This is a genomic window from Microcoleus sp. AT8-A3 (assembly GCF_036705675.1).
In the GTDB taxonomy this organism is placed as follows: domain Bacteria; phylum Cyanobacteriota; class Cyanobacteriia; order Cyanobacteriales; family Microcoleaceae; genus Microcoleus.
In genome coordinates, this window is record NZ_JAUBVD010000043.1 from 1 (window position 1) to 21,139 (window position 21,139).

Annotated in this window: 18 protein-coding genes; 9 read left to right on the plus strand and 9 right to left on the minus strand. The window is 45.1% G+C overall.

The window, feature by feature from the left end; all coding sequences use genetic code 11:
- Positions 1 to 43: 43 nt before the first annotated feature.
- The 6 genes from QUB51_RS21750 (at position 44) to QUB51_RS21775 (ending at position 10,619) form a co-directional block, all read left to right on the plus strand.
- On the plus strand, positions 44 to 2,074 hold the full coding sequence (locus QUB51_RS21750) for a histidine phosphatase family protein (RefSeq protein WP_333259299.1): 2,031 nt from the start codon (positions 44 to 46) through the stop codon (positions 2,072 to 2,074).
- A 159-nt stretch (positions 2,075 to 2,233) separates the two neighbouring features.
- Complete coding sequence (locus QUB51_RS21755) at positions 2,234 to 4,246, plus strand: EF-hand domain-containing protein (RefSeq protein WP_333259302.1); 2,013 nt, start codon at positions 2,234 to 2,236, stop codon at positions 4,244 to 4,246.
- Between the two features lie 215 nt (positions 4,247 to 4,461).
- Positions 4,462 to 4,779, plus strand: coding sequence for a hypothetical protein (locus QUB51_RS21760; protein WP_333055950.1), 318 nt, complete (start codon positions 4,462 to 4,464; stop codon positions 4,777 to 4,779).
- A 129-nt stretch (positions 4,780 to 4,908) separates the two neighbouring features.
- The gene (locus QUB51_RS21765; protein ID WP_333055951.1) at positions 4,909 to 6,828 is read left to right on the plus strand and encodes a globin domain-containing protein; all 1,920 of its coding nucleotides are present in this window, start codon (positions 4,909 to 4,911) and stop codon (positions 6,826 to 6,828) included.
- A 172-nt stretch (positions 6,829 to 7,000) separates the two neighbouring features.
- A complete protein-coding gene (locus QUB51_RS21770) occupies positions 7,001 to 9,148 on the plus strand; it encodes an adenylate/guanylate cyclase domain-containing protein (protein ID WP_333259307.1) in 2,148 nt (715 codons plus the stop codon).
- Positions 9,141 to 10,619, plus strand: coding sequence for a mechanosensitive ion channel family protein (locus QUB51_RS21775; protein ID WP_333055954.1), 1,479 nt, complete (start codon positions 9,141 to 9,143; stop codon positions 10,617 to 10,619). Before QUB51_RS21770 ends, QUB51_RS21775 begins: the two co-directional genes overlap by 8 nt.
- 126 nt (positions 10,620 to 10,745) lie before the next feature.
- Here QUB51_RS21775 and QUB51_RS21780 read toward each other — a convergent pair whose 3' ends face one another.
- The 7 genes from QUB51_RS21780 to rimI all read right to left on the minus strand — a co-directional run bounded on the left by QUB51_RS21780 (position 10,746) and on the right by rimI (position 16,311).
- Complete coding sequence (locus QUB51_RS21780; protein ID WP_333055956.1) at positions 10,746 to 11,414, minus strand: calcium-binding protein; 669 nt, start codon at positions 11,412 to 11,414, stop codon at positions 10,746 to 10,748.
- Positions 11,415 to 11,457: 43 nt separating this feature from the next.
- Positions 11,458 to 12,530, minus strand: a protein-coding gene (locus tag QUB51_RS21785; RefSeq protein ID WP_333212875.1) for an ISKra4 family transposase whose coding sequence is annotated in 2 segments (ribosomal slippage) — positions 11,458 to 12,362 and positions 12,362 to 12,530 — 1,074 coding nt in all. Because the reading frame shifts where the segments join, the coding sequence is not laid out codon by codon here.
- A gap of 43 nt (positions 12,531 to 12,573) precedes the next feature.
- The gene (locus tag QUB51_RS21790) at positions 12,574 to 13,653 is read right to left on the minus strand and encodes a hypothetical protein (protein WP_333259311.1); all 1,080 of its coding nucleotides are present in this window, start codon (positions 13,651 to 13,653) and stop codon (positions 12,574 to 12,576) included.
- A 38-nt stretch (positions 13,654 to 13,691) separates the two neighbouring features.
- Positions 13,692 to 14,237, minus strand: coding sequence for a hypothetical protein (locus QUB51_RS21795; RefSeq protein ID WP_333055492.1), 546 nt, complete (start codon positions 14,235 to 14,237; stop codon positions 13,692 to 13,694).
- Between the two features lie 402 nt (positions 14,238 to 14,639).
- The gene (locus tag QUB51_RS21800) at positions 14,640 to 15,176 is read right to left on the minus strand and encodes a hypothetical protein (RefSeq protein ID WP_333055493.1); all 537 of its coding nucleotides are present in this window, start codon (positions 15,174 to 15,176) and stop codon (positions 14,640 to 14,642) included.
- Between the two features lie 242 nt (positions 15,177 to 15,418).
- Positions 15,419 to 15,694: a hypothetical protein gene (locus QUB51_RS21805; protein WP_333259315.1), complete on the minus strand. Its 276-nt coding sequence runs from the start codon at positions 15,692 to 15,694 to the stop codon at positions 15,419 to 15,421.
- A gap of 2 nt (positions 15,695 to 15,696) precedes the next feature.
- Entirely contained in the window at positions 15,697 to 16,311 is a 615-nt protein-coding gene (rimI, locus tag QUB51_RS21810) for a ribosomal protein S18-alanine N-acetyltransferase (RefSeq protein ID WP_333259318.1), read from the minus strand.
- Between the two features lie 180 nt (positions 16,312 to 16,491).
- Between rimI and lysA the strand changes: the two genes are divergently transcribed.
- The 3 genes from lysA to QUB51_RS21825 all read left to right on the plus strand — a co-directional run bounded on the left by lysA (position 16,492) and on the right by QUB51_RS21825 (position 19,801).
- A complete protein-coding gene (gene lysA, locus QUB51_RS21815; protein ID WP_333259468.1) occupies positions 16,492 to 17,910 on the plus strand; it encodes a diaminopimelate decarboxylase in 1,419 nt (472 codons plus the stop codon).
- A 230-nt stretch (positions 17,911 to 18,140) separates the two neighbouring features.
- Positions 18,141 to 19,034, plus strand: coding sequence for a diadenylate cyclase CdaA (gene cdaA / locus QUB51_RS21820; protein WP_333055496.1), 894 nt, complete (start codon positions 18,141 to 18,143; stop codon positions 19,032 to 19,034).
- A 20-nt stretch (positions 19,035 to 19,054) separates the two neighbouring features.
- Positions 19,055 to 19,801, plus strand: coding sequence for an isoprenyl transferase (locus QUB51_RS21825; RefSeq protein WP_333055497.1), 747 nt, complete (start codon positions 19,055 to 19,057; stop codon positions 19,799 to 19,801).
- A 323-nt stretch (positions 19,802 to 20,124) separates the two neighbouring features.
- Here the strand turns inward: QUB51_RS21825 and QUB51_RS21830 are convergent, their stop codons facing one another.
- Positions 20,125 to 20,397, minus strand: coding sequence for a DUF3143 domain-containing protein (locus QUB51_RS21830; protein ID WP_333039717.1), 273 nt, complete (start codon positions 20,395 to 20,397; stop codon positions 20,125 to 20,127).
- Between the two features lie 90 nt (positions 20,398 to 20,487).
- The gene (locus QUB51_RS21835) at positions 20,488 to 20,967 is read right to left on the minus strand and encodes a J domain-containing protein (RefSeq protein ID WP_333055498.1); all 480 of its coding nucleotides are present in this window, start codon (positions 20,965 to 20,967) and stop codon (positions 20,488 to 20,490) included.
- Positions 20,968 to 21,139 lie beyond the last annotated feature (172 nt).

The following is a 21,139-nucleotide window of genomic DNA, read 5'->3' on the forward strand; positions in this document are numbered from 1 at the left end:
ATGCTTTCATTAGCTTTGATTACATAATGATATTTCATTATTATTGATTGTACCTCATAACAGCGAAAACCGCTGTAAATTCCACGATGCAGCTACAACAACCTCTGCAGCTTCACCAAAAGAATTCAATCCAGAACACCTAGGACGTGTCTACTTTATTCGGCACGGTGAAAGTACCAGTAACGAACGCAATATTTTTGCAGGAGTTCTGGATGTTGACCTCACATCCTTTGGCCGATTGCAGGCACGCCGTGCAGGTGTTGACCTCAAGAAAAAAGGTACAAAGTTTGACGCAGTATATGTCTCCCACATGAGACGCGCACGGCAAACCTGTGAAATCGCCCTTGCTGAAAGTCAAGCAGTAAAGTCGCCAAATACCCCGGTTGAGATCGACCATCGAATTAGCGAAAAATCCTTTGGCATTTTTGCGGGTCGCAACCTAAATTTGCTGCGTCTAGCACTGGGCTACGAAGGGTTTGAGGAAATGTTGCACTCGCACAACGAAGCACCCCCGGCTGGCGAAAAGATTGCCCAAGTTTATTCTCGCGCTGCCCGTTTCTACGAAGACAAAATAGTACCGCACTTGGAACGCGGTGAAACAGTTCTAGTAGTGTGCCACCAATATGTATTGGAGCCTCTAGCACTTTATTTAAGCGGTCTACCGCCGACAGCTTATAAACACCTAAAACTCCCCAATGGTAAAGCTCTCAGCGGTGTGGATCTCGTCAAGTTTCGCGACAAGGAATCCGGCGGTGCTGCTTCCCTGCGTAAAGAGATCAACGATCTTTCAATTATGTGGGCGATTTTGATCTATGCCACCGCCTTCTTGCTGGGAAGCTTGGCAAGGGCAATCATCACCTCAGAAGCAGGGATTCCGTCAGTCCTATTTCGAGCAATAATCGTTGCGTGTCTTGCCGCCTCAACGTTTTATACCTACCTAGACATTGACTTTGCAGCGAGTAAACGCAAAGTAACTTCAACTGTGAAGTATCTCGTTTACGGGTGGATGGCAGTGCGATGGGCAGTTGGGCTATTTTTAATATTTTCTGGATTTTTGTATCAGACTGAAGCGGATTTGTACAAAGTTTTGTGGGTGCTGTTTTGGATGGTTCCGCCAGCCCTTACTTCCCCAGTTTTATCCGTGCTTTGGGGCGGTAATCTTTATCCGTCGGCTCTTTTGTCAAGAACGCTATCAATCGTTGCTCCACTGGCGCTTCTGGCTACATTGAAGGTTGCCAATTTACCCATTAACGTTGACAGCCTGATCTTTTTCGGCATTATTCTAATTTTAGGTCTGGCAATACCGGGTGCGATCGCCCAGTTTTGGCGCGACAAATCCCCGGTTGAATCAAACCACCACAGTAAAAACTGGAAATTCATCGGAGTGCTTGCTGTCGCATTCATGGCCTTGGCAACAGGCTTTCAGTTTACTCCATCAACCTTCATTTCGGATCTATTTTCTTCAACCGATCCGAATCGCTCGCTCGCTTGTCTGCAACAACTAGCATTGGCAACTTTGGTCTTTGTCTCAATGCGGGTTTTGGCTGTATTAACCTCAGCATTTACAAAGGGCAAGCTTAGCAAGGCAGAAGCTCGTGATGCTTACATCCTGCTTGTGAATCCAAACTTTTTCCTTTGGGCGGCTCTTTTCATCGGAGTTAGTACAACTGCAAATCCAGAAGCCGTAAGATATGCAATTTTTTGGGCAGCGCTGGGGTTCTTCTGCATACCACTCATCGAACAGATATTGTTCATGAATTCATTTGGCAATGACATACTGAGAGAAACACTGCGTTCTTCGAGAGTGGCAACAGCAGATATCAAAAAGCTTTTCCTGCAATTGGATACGGATGGAAGTAAGGCACTAGAACGAACTGAGATTATGGAGTTGTTAGGGCTAATCGAAGATATGACAACAGGCGAACGTAGCTCTGAAGAAGTCAGAAGCTACATCACTGATTATCTTTTTAATACTCTTGACTCCGATAAAAATGGCAGTGTTGATTTAGCGGAGTTAGAAGAGTACATATCAACGTATGGGTTGGTTGCTAACCTTAACGTTGCTCAAATCTAAACTTTGGATCAATAAGCATGACATCATATTCAAATTTGAAAAATGATGTCATGCTTATTTGTCCGACTGCTGTATACAGTAATGCAAGAATGATAGTTTTAGCTGGCTCCATAACTGGCGAAAAATTGGAAAACAAAAAAAACCGAGGTTAATCTCACGATGGATACTCCGAGAAAAATTTTAGAGGAATTGCGACAAGTCTTTACCAAGATTGGTGGAAAAGACCAACAAATCGATCGCTCGGAGTTTAAGAAAGCTATGGGGCTGAAAGATGAATATTTTGCCGAGCGAATGTTTTCGATGTTTGATAACGATAAAAGTGGCGTTATAGACCTCGATGAATTTCTGAAAACAGTAGAGGAACTTGTCTTTGCAACCGAAGAAGACAAACTAAAATTTGCTTATCAATTGCACGACATTAACGGGGATGGCTCAATCGAAAAAGACGAAGTTTCTCACTTGATTGCTGCTAGCTTAAAGGAAAACAATTTAACCTTTCCGCCGGAACAAGTTATCGGTCTGGTTGACATTTTGTTTTTAGAAGCTGATACCGATAAAAGTGGCGAAATTTCTTTTGAAGAGTTCAAAGGTTTAATCGGAAAGCATCCCGATCTGCTTGAGGCGATGGCAGTTAGCCCCGTTAGCTGGTTAAAACCTCGCCAGCCAGACGACGACGCCATAGCAGTTGCGCCCAAAGAGAAAAGGTCGCCAAAGGCGTACATCAAGCATTATATTCAAAACAACTGGGTCAAGATCGCTTTTTTGTCCCTCTATCTTATTGCCAATCTGGTTCTTTTCTTTGGGGCTGTCGATCGATATGCAAGTCTAGGCGCAAATGTGTACGTTCAAATTGCGCGGGGATGTGGCGCAGCGCTCAACTTCAACGGGGCATTGATCCTAATTCCCATGCTGCGGCATTTTATGACTTGGCTTCGCAAAACGAGGATCAACAACTATCTGCCGATAGATGAGGGCATCGAGTTTCACAAGCTCGTAGGTCAATTCATGTTTGCCTTTGCGATCGTCCATACGATCGCGCATTTTCTCAATTACACCACATTGCCGGTTCCCTTTGCACAAAGTCTTTTTGCAACGAAGGCTGGCTTGTCAGGATTTTTATTACTGCTAGTTTTCGCAGTTATGTGGGTGACAGCGCAAGCTCCAATCCGCAAAGGCGGAAAATTTGCGCTTTTCTATACAGCTCATATGTTGTACGTCGTGTGGTTTGCCCTGGCGTTAGTTCACGGGCCAGTTTTTTGGCAGTGGGTGTTGTTACCTGTTGTGGGATTTGCGATCGAACTGGTTATTCGCCGCCAGAATACAAAAGAGCCTGCCTATGTAGTTAATGCCTCTTTACTCCCCTCCAAAGTTCTAGGTTTGGAAATTGCACGTCCTAAATCTTTCCACTATCAACCAGGGGACTACGTGTTTGTTAAATGTCCCAGTCTCTCCAAATATGAATGGCATCCATTCACAATTAGTAGCGCCCCCGAAATGCAGGATGTCTTATCTGTACACATACGCTCTGCGGGCAGTTGGACTGGAAAATTATATCAACTTTTCCGAGAACAGCACGAGCAATGGATACGGTCAGGTAACTCTAAATACGAGCCTGGAGTGCTTGTCCATTTAGATGGGCCCTATGGGACACCAAGTACCCATATCTTTGAATCTAAGTACGCTATTCTCATCGGTGCGGGTATTGGCGTAACTCCATTTGCCTCTATTCTCAAAAGTATGCTGTACCGAAGCCAACACGGTTCTTCAGGAATGCGTTTGCAAAAGGTACATTTTTACTGGCTCAACCGAGAGCAAAAAGCATTTGAATGGTTTGTTGAACTCTTATCCAGAATCGAAGCCCAAGACACTAACAACCTATTTGACATTAATTTGTATTTGACAGGTGCCCAACAAAAGTCAGATATGAAATCCAGCACCCTATTTGTGGCAATGGATTTGATGCATTCCCAAACGCAGGTTGATTTGATTACAGGTTTAAAGAGCCGTACACAAACGGGTCGTCCAGACTGGGAGGAGATTTTTCAAGATATAGCGCAGCAACACGCGCCCAATAAAGTTGACGTATATTTCTGCGGCCCTCCTGGACTCTCGGTACAATTGAGAAATCTCTGCCATAAATACGGGTTTGGCTATAGGAAAGAAAATTTCTAGCAAAACTTCTGGCAATTGATTTATGATCTTCAGCGAGAGTCATAAGTTTAGGACTTACACATAAACCGGGGTTCTTTGACGTAAATTCGGCTTTTGGGCTATTTATCCAAGTGGAAAAACCCGGTTTATGTGAACTTTTGCGTAATTCCTGAACTTGCTCTCCGTCATCTCCCAAAAAAGCTTACTTGAATATCGAAAAACGAGGAAAATATCCAATGAAGTTAGACAAGTTTGTACTAGCACAAAATATGGCATTTCTAATAGCCATTCCACCAGAAAGTAATTTGGCGAAATTGTTCTCCTTTTGCTTAGCCACAAAGGTTAGAAAAAAGATGAGCGGAACAGAAATCTTAAGGATCACCTGTGAGCTAATGGAAAACCCATCTAATTTGCCCTATTGGACTCAAGAGGTGATGGGACTCGATTTAGATTACAGCAGTGAAGAGTGGAAAGCTTTAGGAGAAATGGGCATCAACGATGCAGGTGAGTTTATGGCTATGGTGTCTCAAGAATTGGAAAATTTGAATTTGTAATATTTTGCCCTGGCGTGAACACAGAAACTCTCTTCCAACACTCTATTAAAAGCATTCATCAGAGCCGGATAGTTAAAAAAACCGGTCTTTAGACAAGGGAGCATCACCTTTCAAAAGAGAAACAAAAATATGTCTTTAAATGTTGAAGTTTTAGAGCAAAGTTTCGATAAAATCAAACCTCGTGCTGATGATTTTGCCGCTAGCTTCTACGAAAAATTGTTTACAACTCACCCAGAGTTGAAACCGCTGTTTGCCACAACTGATATGGCCAAGCAACAAAAAAAGCTGATAAGTGCTCTGGTTTTAGTAGTAGAAAATCTCCGCTCTCCAGAAGCTTTGGAGCCAGTTCTCAAGGCCTTGGGAGGCAGACACATCGGTTATGGAGTAATTCCCAAATATTACGGCCCAGTTGGAGAAGCACTACTGAGTGCTTTTGAGCAGTCTCTCCAGCAAGATTGGACTCCCGAAGTAAAGCTGGCGTGGACAAATGCCTACAGAGCAATTACTGCTTTGATGTTAAAAGGCGCTGGGGTAGAAACGACACCTGAAGAAGTTCAATTAGAAACAGAGATAATTCCAGACGAACCGGTGACTATAGGAGTTAATCACCAACTAGAATCAGTCCCAGAAAAAGAGCCCAAATTAGCCGTAGAGGTACTGGAAAGCAGTTTTGATAAAATCAAACCTCGTGCTGATGAATTTGCCGCTAGCTTCTACGAAAACCTCTTCATCGCTCACCCAGAATATAAACCATTGTTTGCCCATATCGATATAAAAATACAACAGAAGAAGCTCCTTAATGCTTTGGTATTGGTAGTAGAAAATCTCCGCTCTCCAGAAGCTTTAGGGCCTGTTCTCAATGCCTTGGGAGGCAGACACATCGGCTATGGGGTAATCCCCAAATATTATGGGCCAGTTGGAGACGCACTGCTGATGACTTTTGAGCAGTATCTCCAAGAAGATTGGACTCCCGAAGTAAACCTGGCATGGACAGATGCCTACAGAACAATTACTGGTTTGATGCTAAAAGGCGCAGTTGTTGTTTCTACACCCAATGTTGTCCCAGATGAAAAAGATGTCACCCACCATCAGCCAAAAGAATCAAAGACACAATTACTGAACGAATCTAAGCCGATCGCGCCGCCAACCGAGGAACAGAAAAAGCCTTTAGGATTAATTCAGTTGGATGGTAAAATTATCCCCAAAATGATCTCGAAAATAACTGAGAGTTATCAGCAATTTCAAGGTCAATCATTCGTTCAGCGATTGGGTGAAGTTCTCAAAGGAATTTTAGAAAAATTCATTGATAATTTTTGGACGCAACCAGCCTGGTTAGTGGCTAGTGTTTCAGCCATTCTGTTCATCATAATTTATGTGTGGGCGGATGATAATTCTCTAATCGGAGAAGTTTTGGAGAGTGTTGATTCTCTCAGTCTTGTCGTTGCTTTAATTTTATTCATTAAGGAAGCACCCGATCGCCGAAAGCAATTTCATTACCAAGCTTGGAGTATAGTTGATGCAGCACACGGCGTAAAAGTTAGCTATGCCAGAATTCTGGCACTCCAAGATTTGAATGAGGATGGTGTTTCTCTTAGAGGTTTGGATGCTATTGGTGCGGAGTTAGTAGATATTAATCTTCCTCATGCCAATCTTAGTAAAGCCAATTTGATGGAAAGCGACTTGAGTAATGCTAATTTGACTTATGCCAATTTAGATAATGCTAATATCAGTCAGGTTAAACTTAGTGGTGCAAATTTAAGTCATGCAAAACTGAGTTTTGCTAGCTTGACTCAGGCTAATCTTAGTAGTGCGAATCTTAGTAATGCTAGTTTAATTTGTGCAGATTTAAGTCATGCGAACCTGAGTGGTGCCGATTTGAGAGATGCTAGTTTGAGTGGTGCAAACTTGAAGAGTGCCTACCTAACTGGTGCAAATCTCAAAGGTGCTAAAGTTAGCATTTCTGACCTGAGTGGTGCTTTGCTCGAAGGTGCTGTTATGCCTGATGGATCGAAGTATAAGTCTCTGGAAGATGAGGCCACAAACAAATAAATTGATCCCAGCTTGTTTTTGACCTTCATGTCTGCTTTTCTACTCAAGGTGACGACACCGTGAGTAGAAAAGCTTTGGCTTACTGAAATGCGATCGCTACTAATGGTGAGAAATTACTCTTGAATTTATTAAACATAAAATAAATTAGGCAAAGAAGATTAGGAAAAATCAAATGCAATTATTTAAGCAATTAAGTATAAAGACAAAACTCATAGTTATGTTGCTGGTAGTCAGCGTTTGCGCTATGGTCGCCACCACCTATATATGCTCTAGCAGTGGGAAAGCTACTCTGACCGAAAAAGTCTTCAACCAATTAACCAGCCTTCGGGCGGCCAAAACTGATCAAATCCAAGATTATTTTCAAAGCCTTTACCACCATAGCCAAACCTTAAGCGAAGACCTAACAGTCGTCGGTGCCATGCAGGAGTTCAAGACAGCCTACCGCCAACTTGAACAATCAACAGTACCAGCGGATTTTGACGCAAAAATTGATACCTTCTACCGGACAGAATTTTTAACTAAACTAACGCGAACTAACGAGGGTTCCCCCGTTCTGGCATCCTACACGCCAAAAACAACTGCTGCCCGTTACTTGCAGTACCACTACATCGCTGCTAACCCCAACCCCGTTGGCAAAAAACTTCTCCTTGACAATCCAGGCGACGCCAGCGCTTACAGCCGCGCTCACGCCCGCTACCACCGTATTTTTCGCAATATAGTGGAAAAATACGGTTACTACGATATGTTTTTGATCGATCCCGAAGGAACTGTTGTCTACACGGTTTTTAAAGAAGCTGACTTTACCACAAACTTCACCAACGGCCCCTACAACGAGAGTAACCTAGCATCCGCGATCGCCGCGGCACGACAAGCAAATGGAAAGGGCTATGTGAAAATAGTAGATTTCAAACCCTACAGCCCTTCCTACGGTTCGCCTGCGGCTTTTATCGCTACCCCAATCTTTAACGACTCCCAATTCATTGGTGTTTTGGCGTTCCAGCTTCCCGTTGACAAAATTAACAATGTGATGACTGGCAACAAAAATTGGAAAAAAAATGGTCTGGGCGATTCAGGAGAAACTTATCTGGTTGGGTCGGATTATTTAATGCGCTCTGCGTCTCGTTTCCAGATTGAAGACCCAGAAGGTCATGCAAAAACTCTACGCTCGATCGGCACTGATGAAAAGACTGTCAAGAAAATCAAAGAGTTCAATACTACAATCCTCCTACAGGAAGTGCAAACCAAAGCAGTGAAGGAAGCTTTTTTTGGGAAACAGGGCACGGAGGCGATCGACGATTATCGTAATATTCCAGTTTTGAGTTCTTATGCTCCACTAGAGATTAATGGATTGAAGTGGGTGATCTTGGCGGAGATGGATGTTTCTGAAGCCTATGCCTCAATTCACTCGTTTGAAAAAAAAGTTTTGATTGGCGCTACTTTAATCATCGCGTTAATCACCCTTGTTGCCATGTGGCTGACCTCAATCTTTGTCAGACCCATCAATACTTTAATCAAAAGCGCCCGCCTGGTGGGGGCTGGAGAATTTGATGCCGTGGTCAAATCGGGTTCGCAAGATGAATTTGGAGACTTAGCTAAGTCATTTAACCAAACGATAGGCAGCCTTCGCGCCGAAACTCAACTAATCGATCGCGAAAATCGCGAAAATGAAGCATTAGTCTTAAGTATATTTAGTCCGGCAATCGCCAAACGCCTCAAACAGGGCGATCGAGAAATTGCCGAGCAAATTTCTAACGTCTCGATCTTGTTTTCCGACCTCCACCAATTCACCAAACTGACTCAATCAATGTCGCCTCAAGAGGTTGTTCGCTTGCTGAATGAACTGGTAACAGGCTTTGATGAAATGACAGATAAATACGGTCTAGAGAAGATTAAAACTATTGGTGACGGTTACATGGCTGTATGCGGGCTTGGTATGCCGCGTCTGGATCATGACAAACGCACGCTAGATTTTGCTTTGGAAATGCTGTCGTTTGTCCGCCGATTTAGTTATGAAAAAGACTTACATCTAGACCTGCGGATCGGTATCAATTCAGGAGATGTGGTTGCAGGCGTGATTGGTAAAAATAAATTGCTATACGACGTTTGGGGCGATAGTGTAAATATTGCCAATAGATTGAAGTCGGCTTGTCCGCCAGGAACAATCTTAGTTTCTCAAGACCTCTGCTCGCGGCTCCACGATCTCTACGATTTTGAGCTGGTTGGTGAAATTCAAGAACCTGGAAAAGAAAAGCTAGTGGCTTGGCAAGTCAAAACTTCTAAGCTGACCGTAAGTGTTCGAGAGGAAGAAGTTTATGAGTAATTTAAGCTTTTCAAATGACTGGCAAACCTGGGCGGTAATTGTCGGATTAGGGTTCCCACTCCTGGTCGTTTTACTAGGAGAGGTTATTTATCATCTAGAAAGGCGCGGTAGACCGCTGGCGGCTACGCTGCAGGTTGTAAAAAACCTCGTACTGCCAGTCTTAATGCTGATGGTTTTAATCAGGAATGTCGTGAGGCTTGACGTTGACGGGAATTTTGCAAAGCTCGTCGCAACGCTGTTTTGGATATCTGTTATCTACGCTTCTCTTTCGCTGTTTAATGTAATTTTGTTTGAAGAAGCTGAGGCAAATACATGGCGGGCACGGATGCCCAAACTGCTGATCGACCTTTCTAGGTTGTTTTTGGTGCTTGTGGGAAGCGCGATCGTGCTGGCGGTGGTGTGGGGTGCAGATTTGGCTGGTCTTGCTACGGGATTGGGCGTGAGTTCGATCGTGATCGGTTTGGCGCTTCAGGACACACTAGGCAGCATCATGTCTGGCATTGCGCTGCTTCTAGAACGCCCCTTCAGTGTGGGTGATTGGTTGCGAATTGGAGATATCGAAGGGCAGGTAATTGATATCAATTGGCGCTCTGTTCGCCTGCTAAATCTCCAGCGGCAGGTGATTATCGTTCCCCATCAATTTGTTGGAAAAGAAATAATTCATAATTACAGCCAACCAGAACGCATTTACAACCAACGTATCAATATTGGCTTTTCTTACGATAGCCCCCCTAACCTGGTGAAGCAGGTACTGCTAAGTACAGCTTTGGCTACACAGGGGATATTAGCCGAACCCGAACCTGAGAGCAAAACTACATCCTATGATGAGACTGCAATTATCTATGAGGTGGAGTTTTTTATCGAAAACTTTGAAGATATGGAGCAGATACTCGATCGATTTATGACACGAATCTGGTACGCAGCGCAGCGAAACAACCTGACGCTATATCGCTACCGATACTCCTATGCTGTGGAAGTTGCTGATAAGGCAGATAGCGCTTCCAGTAAGTTAGCCCAAAGCTTGCATTCAATTCCCGGATTTATGCCTTTAGCTAGAGAGGCAAAAAATTTGGATGACTTAACTAAGGGAACTATTTTACAGAAGTTTGGTGCGGGAGAGAAAGTCATCCGGCAGGGCGAGCCTGGTAATGCTTTGTACATTATCATTGCGGGTCAGGCTAAGGTAACAGTCACGAACAAGTTGGGCATGGAGTTGGAGGTTATGACTATCTTGAGTGGTGAGTTTTTTGGCGAGATGGCGCTGTTTAGTGGGGAACCGAGTCCGGTATCGGTTGTCGCCGTTGACGATTTGCAAGTTCTTGTCGTCTACTCAGATGCTGTAAATACGATGATTGAACGTCAACCAAGCTTGGGGCGCGAGATCGGTCAAATTATCGAAGCGCGAAGCAAAGCGGTAAGTATGGCCGCGCAGGCAGATGTTTCGTCAAATGCTAAGGTTGATTCCCTATGAGGATGATGAAAGTGTTCATATTGTGGCAATTTTACAATTCTTGGGGCTGGTGAAAAAGCACGGTCTATGACGGTGCAAAGTATAACGAATCACAGCCGCCTCTGCAATACCGGAGAAAGGTCAAGCCTAAAATATCCTTACAGGGAACTGCATTTGCGAAGCCCAGAGACCGTCAATCTTTGCAATCAATTCACTTCCCGCCCAGAGAAAAGTTTGAGTGATGAGGTTTTGCGCCTCAATATTCACGCCACCCAAAATTACGTCAGTGTCTGCATTAAAGTTAACAATCTTGGCATAATCATTTCCGCCAGCAACTGAGTACCAATTTCTTGTATTATCGCCAATATAAAATGTGTTAAGAGATTGACCGCTGTTGCCAATTAAAGTATCTACCTCAGCACTAGACAAACTGTTGTTTTCTGAACCTCTTAATATGTTCTGACCGGTACCACCTGCGAGAGTGTCGTTCCCCAAACCACCAAACAAGATATTGATGCCGTTTCCACCAGTGAGATAATCATTACCCTCATCACCGCGAATGGTATTCCTACCATTTCCGCCATTGATGTTGTCATTTCCAGCCCCGCCATTAATGGTGTCATTCCCTGTGCCAGCAGTGATAAAATCACCACCCGCCTCACCAAAGATCAGATTATTTCCATCTCCGCCACCAAGGGCGTCAACTCCATTCCCGCCGAAGATGATATCATTGCCAGTGCCCGCAGAGACAATATCGTCCCCATCCCCAAAATAATAAGTATGGTTGCCGTTGTTGTTGTAATATTTCCCAAAAATCCCAGTCCCTGTTAATACGTCGTGGGAGCATCCCGCTTTTTAACTAAGCAGAAATACCGAGCTTGATGTCGTTGTTTAAATATGCACATCTCAGTCTTAAAATTTGAGGCACATTTTTTTCGTTCCACTGTGCACCTACAATCTTAATTCTTGATCCAATCTGTTTAATTAAAGACTCTACAGCTCCCGAACCAATATCAATACCCTGCTGTTGATAATTCTGGTAATCTGGGATTCTTGACTGATGTTTTCGGAGATAATTCTGGAAATTTTTACTTTCTTTAGCTCTAACTCCTATAAACTCAGCTATAGCTTCAACTGTTGCTCCTTGCCACAGTTGGTTCTTCGCTCTCCTCAGTCGTTTGAGCGAACCTCCTACTCTATGTAGATTTTCTATCAAATGATACCAATCGAGTACCTCTCTTCTTTTCTCAATAGTCCCAATTTGCTTAAACAGATTCCACACCCCATCATGACCATCCCCCAAGCAGGTTATCGCTTCACTTTGAGGTTGGCTATTTACCCATGCTACTAACTCTGGATTATTTTGGAAGAAGGCTGCTCCTACTTGACTATGTACCTTAACCGCCTTATAGTTCCTCCAAATACTTTCTTCTCCTTCATGAGTTCTCAGTCTGACATTTCCTCCATCTATACTCAATGCTTCTACTTGCTCCGTAGCTTGAGGCGAGGAGAATTCGTAACGCTCTAATAGTCGATGTTGTGTACTGTGCGGTACATAAATTCCTGTCAACATTTTGAGGTCTCTCTCTGCATTGGCAAAAGATTCATTTCCCACTAATAATAAACAACATTTTTCCAAATTAGGACTCAGACGACTTCCCTTCTTTACTCCCAGCCTTTGGGCTTGTTTACTCGATATAGTTATTTCTCCTACACAACTTTTTATGGTTCTTTTTCTACCAGAACCTTTTCCCCCCGCCGAGTGAAAAAAAAACCGCTAATTTCTGGTGCTACTGTCTCAATTAAATGTTCCCTCACACTCAGTTCTACGGATTCAAAGCTTTGTAGATTGTCTACTGGGGTATTCTTATAAAGGATCTCTGCTATTTCTTGGAGATTTATTTTGATCTTCTGCTGTTCTTCTGGGGTCATGCGAACTTGGATTATGGTAATTTATCTGCTTTATATTATGCCATCAGCTTAGCCAGACAATTGTCTGAGTATTTATACTGACTGCAAAAGTGGGATGCTCCCATACGTCGTTTCTGTTAGTCCCATAGATGAAGCGATCGTTAATTTCGCCAGCAGCTTTAGCAGCAACCAGAAACAAAGGATTATCTTGAGCATCAACCGGAATCACTCCTTCATGCACTTGAAGAGAGTTAAAAGAATCCCCTCTATAGAAGTTTGGTCGAAATTGATGATCGGCCTGCGTGTCATCCAGACCCAGAATATTGGTGGCTAAACGAGAATTACCGGCTGCATTAGTTGTCACCAAATTTGTGTAGGCGGTCACGACACGGCTGTGTTGATCGTTCGCAGTGGTACCGAAGTCAAAAAGGAAAGATTCCCTGGCAGTTCCAGCTTGAGCTTCATTTCCCGCTACACTACTGATGCCATTAAAACTTCTTCTTGAAGCCGCAGCACCAAGGTCTAAGCGTTTGATGGGGTCTGCAATTCCTCCCTTTTTATCTAATACGTATCCATTTGATAGGTCAGTATCGAAGCCATTAGTTGTATCGTATGGACTCACGAATCTTGCAGTATTTGATGCTGAGTCAAGGGCTGTAACCGAACCAACTTGACCACCTAGGGTATTGAAACTGGCGGCAAGTTCGCTGGCAAGGTGAGCACCAAGACTATGACCAACAATATTGAGTGCTGCGGCTGGCATTCCCCACTCCACAAGTTTGTCTCGGACTGCGTTTGCCACTGGAGTAATCCAGGAACCAGACCTGTAAAGGTCTCCTAGAGCGATCCCTGCTCCTGCATTGTTTGTTGGGGTGCCGCTCACTTGAGTCCAGTCAAGAGCTAAAACTATATCGTTTGGGTTAGCATTATTGATGGCTCTGGCTAGAGTGGCATCAAAAGAATCGCTGGGCGCTGTGAAACCAGGAATCAGCAGCCATACTTTTTCACCAGTCCATTGTTCGGCAGAGGGAACGGAGAAGGGCGCACGGATATTTATTTGACGCTGACTTGGACTAAAAGCATTCGTAGGTGGTCTGTTAGTTTCGCCACCTGTTACCAAAAACGGAGTATTTATCGATGTCATTGTCTATTCCTCTCAAGTTAGGTTGGTAAAGATGATTATTAGTTTGCCTTTTTAGACTTTCTCCACAAGTGAACTCCACCCAAGCCCAAAAAAGCCAACAATGAGGCGAAGGGGGAGGCGTTCTCTGGTACAGCAGTAGGAGGAGATTCGTTAATTTCTAAGGTCACACCCCCATTACCTGAAACAGTTCCATTTCGCAAGACGAAAAAAAATGTCCCAGGATCTACAAACATAAATCCGTTATTTCCACCCCAAACTCCGCCATCATTTCCCGGAGCAACTTGGAAGCCAAATTGAGAGGGAATTCCGTTCTCAAAAGCCAAAACGGGAGCGTCTGGGAAGTTTAAATCATCACTGGCCGTATAGGTGACAGGAGTTAAGCCATCAGCAAAGTCCAGAAATCTAAAGTTCAGGGATAGCAGTCCTGGTATAATTCGATCATTGATGGTCATGACCTCCTCGCCGACTTTAGTTAGATGTGTATCGTCGTAGGCAAAGTCACCGGTGTAGACACGACCCGCGAAGTCGGGATCGTTGACGTTCACGACGTTGACTTTGATTGTGCCTGTGATTGTAGCTGCCATAGCGGTCGCTCCTGGAAATGTGGATATTAAATATGTTCCCAGGATAGCGGTCAGTCCATATTTTATGTTCATTAGATATTCCTGATTTGAAAGGCTTCACCCACAAGAGCGAGTTTGTTTTCGTCTGTAGCAGCAATTAACGAAAACAACATCTTGAGATACACATTAAAGCCGACTCGCGGTATTGTAAACCCGTAAATTTACTAGAGTTTCCGAGGCGAAATTAGGTATCCGCTCAATAATTCGGGGCGGACTACCCACTCAGGAACGATTTTGCGTCTTTTGATGTGCATCGTTGAGCGATTTACCCCGGATTATTGAGCGGATACGAAATTAGGATATATTGTGAAAATCTCAGTAATTATATCTACGCCATGCTTCAAGTTAAGTTAGTAAAGATGATTAATTGTTTCCCTTTCTCCACTTTCTCCAGAAGTGAACTGCACCCAAGCCCAAAAAGGCCAACAATGAGGCGACGGGGGAGGAGTTCTCCGGTACAGGAGTAGGTTCAGTAGTAGGTTCAGTAATTTCTAAGCTCACAATCCCATCACCTCCAATAGTTCCATTTCGCAAGGCGAAATTAAATGACCTGGGATCTCCGAACATAAGTCCGTCATTTCCAGATGTAGAAAAAAATTGGAAGGCAAATTGAGTGGGAATTCCGTTCTCTAAATACAAAAGTGGATAGTCTGGAAATTCATCAACATCATCGGCTGTGTAGGTGACAGGATTTAAGCCAGTAGCAAAGTCCAGAAATCTAAAGTTCATAGATAACAGTCCCGGTATAATTCCATTTCCACCACCACCATTTATGGTCATTAATTCTGTGCCGACTTTGGTCAGATGTGTATCGTCGTAGGCAAAGTCACCCGTGTAGACCCCCGCGAAGTCGCCACCAGTGACGTTGACTTTGATTGTGCCTCCTATTGTGGCTGCCATAGCGGTCGCTCCTGCTAATGTGGATATTAAATATGTTCCCAGGATAGCGGTCAGTCCATATTTTATGTTCATTAGATATTCCTGTTTTGAAAGGCTTGACCCACAGCAGCGAGTTTGTTTTCGTTTGTAGCAGCAATTAACGAAAACAACATATTGGGATAGACATTAAAGCTTTTTTGCCGTATTTGATACCGTAAATTTACTAGAGTTTTTAGCCAAAATTAGGAGATATTGTGAAAATCTCAGTCAAAAGAAACCGGGTTTTTATCGAGTTTGCGGGCGGCAATCAAGTATTGTTGTAAAAAACCCGGTTTCTGAAGCCTCATGGGTGCTTGAATACCGACCAAAAAAACCGGGTTTTTATCGAGTTTATGGGCGGCAATGAAGTATGGTCGTAAAAAACCCGGTTTCTGAAGCCTCATGGGTGCTTGAATACCGACAAAAGAAACCGGTTTTTTATCGAGTTTGCGGGTGGCAATGAAGTATGGTCGTAAAAAACCCGGTTTCTGGAGCCTCATGCTCACAACTCAAAAATGTCGATCGCCAAATGCCAGTTTTTCTGATGCAGCCGATCGCACATCTCCCGTTTCTCAACCGTCAAATATTGCTGAAATTCCGGTTTTTCCAGACCGCTGCGCCACATTACCAGAGCATCTTCTCCGGTGTCTTCGTAGTATCGCTTGCGCCGTCCAGCCTCTTTAAAACCAAACTTTTTGTACAGGTAAACTGCGGCTAAATTCGATTCCCGCACTTCTAAGGTTGCCCGTTCTAATTGTCTTTCACAAGCCGATTTTAGCAAAGCCAAAAGCAGAGCTTGTCCCAAACCCTGACCTTGAAACTGAGGATGAATTGCCAGCATGATAATGTGAGCTTCTTCTAAAATCGCCCACAAACAACCGATACCAATGAGAGTTGGCGGAATCTGTAGGGGCGGTGTCTCCGTGCCCGCCCGGTTTTGAGCTGATTCACAGTCGTCAGTTTCCCATGTCCAAAGACCTAATAAATCGCTGTTAGGACTGTCTAACTCGCGCCTGTAACCTTCGATCGCCCAAAGTCCCCCAAAACAAAGTCGATCGAGTTCGACTGCACTGTTGAGGTCTTCTGCAGCGAGATGTTTAATTTGTAGAAAACGCACAGTCGATTTTAAATTTGAGATTTGAGATTTGAGATTTGATCATTACTCACTGCAAGGATGCTCCAGTTCGATCGAGTCTCAGTCAGTCAGCCTGCTTGCGGAATGAATCTGGGGGCAACTGACCCAATTGCTTGCCGTCAATTGTACACTGGGAAAGACCGTAAGGATAGTTATTGCGCGATGGTATCAACTCAATCTTTCGGGGTGGAATCGGGACTTAAGTATCTGTCTGAGTCTCAACAAGCTCTGCAAACTCGATCGCCCAATCAAGAACTGTTACCGCTGACAGCCAGTGTTAACAGCAGCGATCGGTTGGAAATCGGAGGCTGCGAGGTGACAGCTTTGGTGGAGCAATTTGGCTCGCCGTTGTATATTTTAGACGAAGAAACGTTGCGGGCGGCTTGTACCCAGTACCGGGATGCTTTCGGGCGTTACTATCCGGGCGAATCTCAAGTGCTCTATGCTTCTAAAGCTTGGAGTTGTTTGGCAGTTTGCGCGATCGCAGCGGACGAAGGTTTAGGCATAGATGTCGTATCCGCCGGAGAAATCTACACTGCACTGCAAGCCGGAGTCAGTCCCGACAAAATCTACTTCCACGGTAACAACAAGTCCCGCGAGGAACTGCGGCTAGCTGTCGAAAGCGGCTGCATTACCGTAGCCGACAATTGGCGGGATTTAGAGACTCTAGCAGAGTTGGGACAATTGGGTGTCAGCAGCCTCACAGGTGGGCCGACACGAGTTATGGTGCGGTTTACTCCAGGAATTGAGTGTCACACCCACGAGTACATTCAGACGGGTCAAATCGACAGTAAATTTGGCTTTGATCCCAACTCGCTCGATCGAGTATTTACTTTCATCAGCCAACAGCCGTCCTTATTTTGCGTGGGAGTACACGCTCACATCGGCTCTCAGATTTTTGAACTGCAACCCCATGACGATTTAGCCGAAGTCATAATTCAGGCCTTGACAAAAGCACAGAGTTATGGTTTGCCAGCAACAGAAATTAATATTGGCGGTGGGTTGGGCATTCGCTATACTGAAGCGGACGATCCTCCCAGCATTGAAGATTGGGCTCGTACAATTTGCTCCGCAGTGGTAGCAGCTTGCGAGCGGCAGCAATTGCCATTACCAAAATTGCTTTGCGAACCGGGTCGATCGCTCGTCGGTACAGCCTGCGTCACTGCTTATACCGTTGGCTCTCAAAAAGTCATTCCGGGAATGCGGACGTATCTAGCTGTGGATGGAGGGATGTCGGACAATCCGCGTCCTATTACCTATCAATCAGTTTATCGAGTCCTCGCAGCCGGTAAAATGTCTGCTGCCTTAACGGAAACAGTGACAATTGCTGGGAAACACTGCGAATCAGGCGATGTTCTGATTAAAGATGCCAAATTGCCCGAGTGTCAGACCGGAGATGTCCTCGCGGTTACGGCCACAGGGGCATACAATTACAGTATGGCTTCTAACTATAACCGAGTACCCCGACCGGCAGCGGTTTTAGTGAGAAATGGGGAAGTTAACACGATTATACAGCGGGAAACTTACCAGGATTTGCTGAGGCTTGACCGCCTTCCTGAACGACTCGGAGCTCAAAAGTAAAAACTTAGAAGTTAAAAGTTAAAAGTTAAAAGAAAGACAATCCATGTTTACTTAGTGACGATTGCCTTTTCACTTTTAACTTTTGCCTTGTTCAGTCACGCGATTGGATTGACACTCCCCGGTCTAAAAACACGGGGATTTTCAGAGTATTCCTTATAACAACTGTTCATGGTTCACGGGTTCGAGTGCATCACGGTTCGCGGTTCACAGGCGGTAGCGTTCGATGAACCATGAACAATCAACAATCTGGCTTTGACTTGGCCCTGGTTCAGTCCTTATTGATTCAAGGGATCGATATTGGACTGGTTTTTGCCCTTGCGTATTTGGTGCTCGTCATTGTTGGCGAGCGCAGAACGCTGTGGATGGTACGGGGATTTATCATTTTGATGCTGGCGGCGGCGGTGAGCAACTGGGCTGGATTGAGGCTGTTGCACGTTGCGCTAAATAGCTTGGTGACTGGTTCGGCTGTGGCAATGGCGGTAATATTGCAGTCGGAGTTTCGCCGATTTCTGGAACAATTGGGTCGGGGGGAATTTCGGCAATTGTTTGGACGCGATCGCCGGCCAACTCCCGAACCGGACAGCGTAATAGATGAAATTGTGGACGCAGTAAAAGAACTTTCGCAAAACCGCACGGGCGCTTTACTAATTATAGAAACAGATTCTCCGATCGACGATCGAGATTTTTCTGTGCCGGGATTAAAGCTAAATGCTGAAGTTTCTAAAGAATTGTTGCAGACTATCTTTCAGCCGCAAACTTTGCTGCACGACGGAGCTGTTTTGATTCGAGGTTCGCGGATCGTGTCGGCGGGGGTAATTTTGCCTTTGTCTGATCGCACTGCGTCGCGGCAGTTGGGAACGCGCCACCGGGCGGCGATGGGGATTACGGAACGGGTGCAAGCTTGCGTGTGCGTGGTGGTGTCCGAGGAAACGGGTTCTATTTCTTTAGCCCAGATGGGACTTTTAAATCGACCTTTGACTAGCAACAAACTTAAGGAATTGCTGGAAGCAAAGCTGTTTCCGTCCGAGGGAGAAAGAGTTGTGGCTCCAATTCCGATCGGCAATCTCGGACGCCAGATAGGATTGAAGGGAGTGACGCTATTAAAACGGATACTGCGCCGTTAGTCGGGTAATCGGGAGAAACCATGAGTCAAGGAATTTGCTTGGAAAAGTTGCCGGAGGATCTGCAACAGGAACTACTGCCTAAGCACATAGCAGTGATTATGGACGGGAACGGGCGCTGGGCTAAGAAGAAGGGCTTGCCGCGGATTGCGGGGCACCGCCGAGGAGCTAGCACTCTGAAGGAACTGCTGCGCTGCTGCAAAGATTGGGGGATTCCAGCTTTAACGGCCTATGCTTTTTCGACGGAGAATTGGGGGCGGCCTGCCGGGGAAGTGGATTTTTTAATGAGTTTATTTGAGGGAAAGTTGCGACAAGAATTGCGGGAGATGGTGGACGAGGACGTGCAAATTCAATTTATGGGGAATTTGCAGGCTTTGCCGAAGTCTTTGCAGGCCCAAATCGAGCGTTCTGTGACGGCCACTCAGCATAATCAGGGGATTTTGTTTACGGTGGCGACGAATTACGGGGGGCGTCAGGAGATTGTACAAGCTTGTCGGGCGATCGCCACTCAGGTGAAAGAGGGCAAGTTGCAGCCGGAGGAGATTGATGAGGTTTTATTTAAACGCTATTTGTATACTGCTGATATTTGTGACCCGGATTTGCTGATCCGGACGAGCGGGGAAATGCGGTTGAGCAATTTTCTACTATGGCAAATGGCTTATTCGGAAATTTACATTACTGAGACGCTGTGGCCGGATTTTGATCGATCGGAGTTTCACCGCGCTTTGTCTGATTATCAGAAGCGCAGCCGCCGATTTGGCAAAGTCTAACGATTTTGGATTTTGGATTTTGGATTTTAGATTTTAGATTTTTTGGTTGATTTTTCAGTTTCCAAGTAGGTGTGGATTCTGAGGGAGCATCTCCATAAAAGTAAAAAACGTTTTTACGCCACCTGCGAGCGTCCTGCACAGCAAAATAGAGCGACCGGGACGATCGCAATCCCATGTAAATGCTTGCAGGGTTGAGGCTTTTTACCTGGATTCCCCATCTAAAATCTCATACCAATTTCACTCAGTTCCTGCTCAACATAACGATTTTAGATGTGAGATTGGAGGACAAATCTAAAATCTAAAATCTAAAATCTAAAATCAAATTAGGGGCCGGAGAAAACGGCCGCTTCAATGTCCTGACGTGAGAGGGAGTATTTGAATGCTCGCTGAATGTCTTGGCCGTCGGCTCCAGCATCGATGTAGCGGACGGTAAGTTGGTCAATATCGAGGGAAAGTTCTGCTTTCCATGTAAGTTGCTCGATCTGCCAGCAGTGGAGTTCTCGCCGATCTTGCTGGCAGCCGCGGCTTTTTAGCCACTGCTCGATTTCTGGGAGTGGATGGTTGTACAAAGGAGTGTCGGCGGAAGGAAGAGTCATGGGATTTTAGATTTTAGATTTTAGATTTTAGATTTGGGATTGAGGATTGAGGATTGCCGATTTTAGATTGGAGATTTGGGATTTGAGGGTTTAATTGCCGCGAATTAAGCCGATCGCGATCGCCAGTACCAAACATCCGATTAAGCTAGCTCCCATGATAAACAGGGCGAACATTTCTCCGGGGGAAAGAGGTCGATCCGTGGGATCTAGGTAAGCGGAGTTGGAAGTTTTTTTGCCCGATGCCGAAACCGGAGTATTGAAGCCTGGGGGTGGCCCAATCACGTTCTGGCGAGAATAGCCTATTTTGAGGTCGTAGGCGAGGCGACGTTCTGGGTTGCTGAGGGTGGCGTAGGCGTTGTTTAGCTGCTGAAATTTGGCGGTGGCGACTGCGGGTGGCAGCTCGGTGGTATCGGGATGGTAGAGTTTGCTCAGTTCCCGGTACGATCGCCGAATTTCGATCGGCGATGCGGAAGGATGCAGCCCTAACAAGCCGTAGTAACTAGAACCCAAGGGGGTTTTGCCGGGTATTTTCTGACTTTTGCTGTTTGCCGTTCCCTCGTTAGGAGTCACCTCAGCGCCTCTGGGCTTGTTTATAATTTTTGATTATTTTAGAGCAGATTTGAGGGTAGCGCCACTGTCTGCGATGTCGAGGGGTTGAGGGTGGGCGTAAGGCGACGGCAAGTAACATCAAACTCAGCACCAAGATATTCATGCCTTCGGCTTCATCGATTTGTTATGCGAC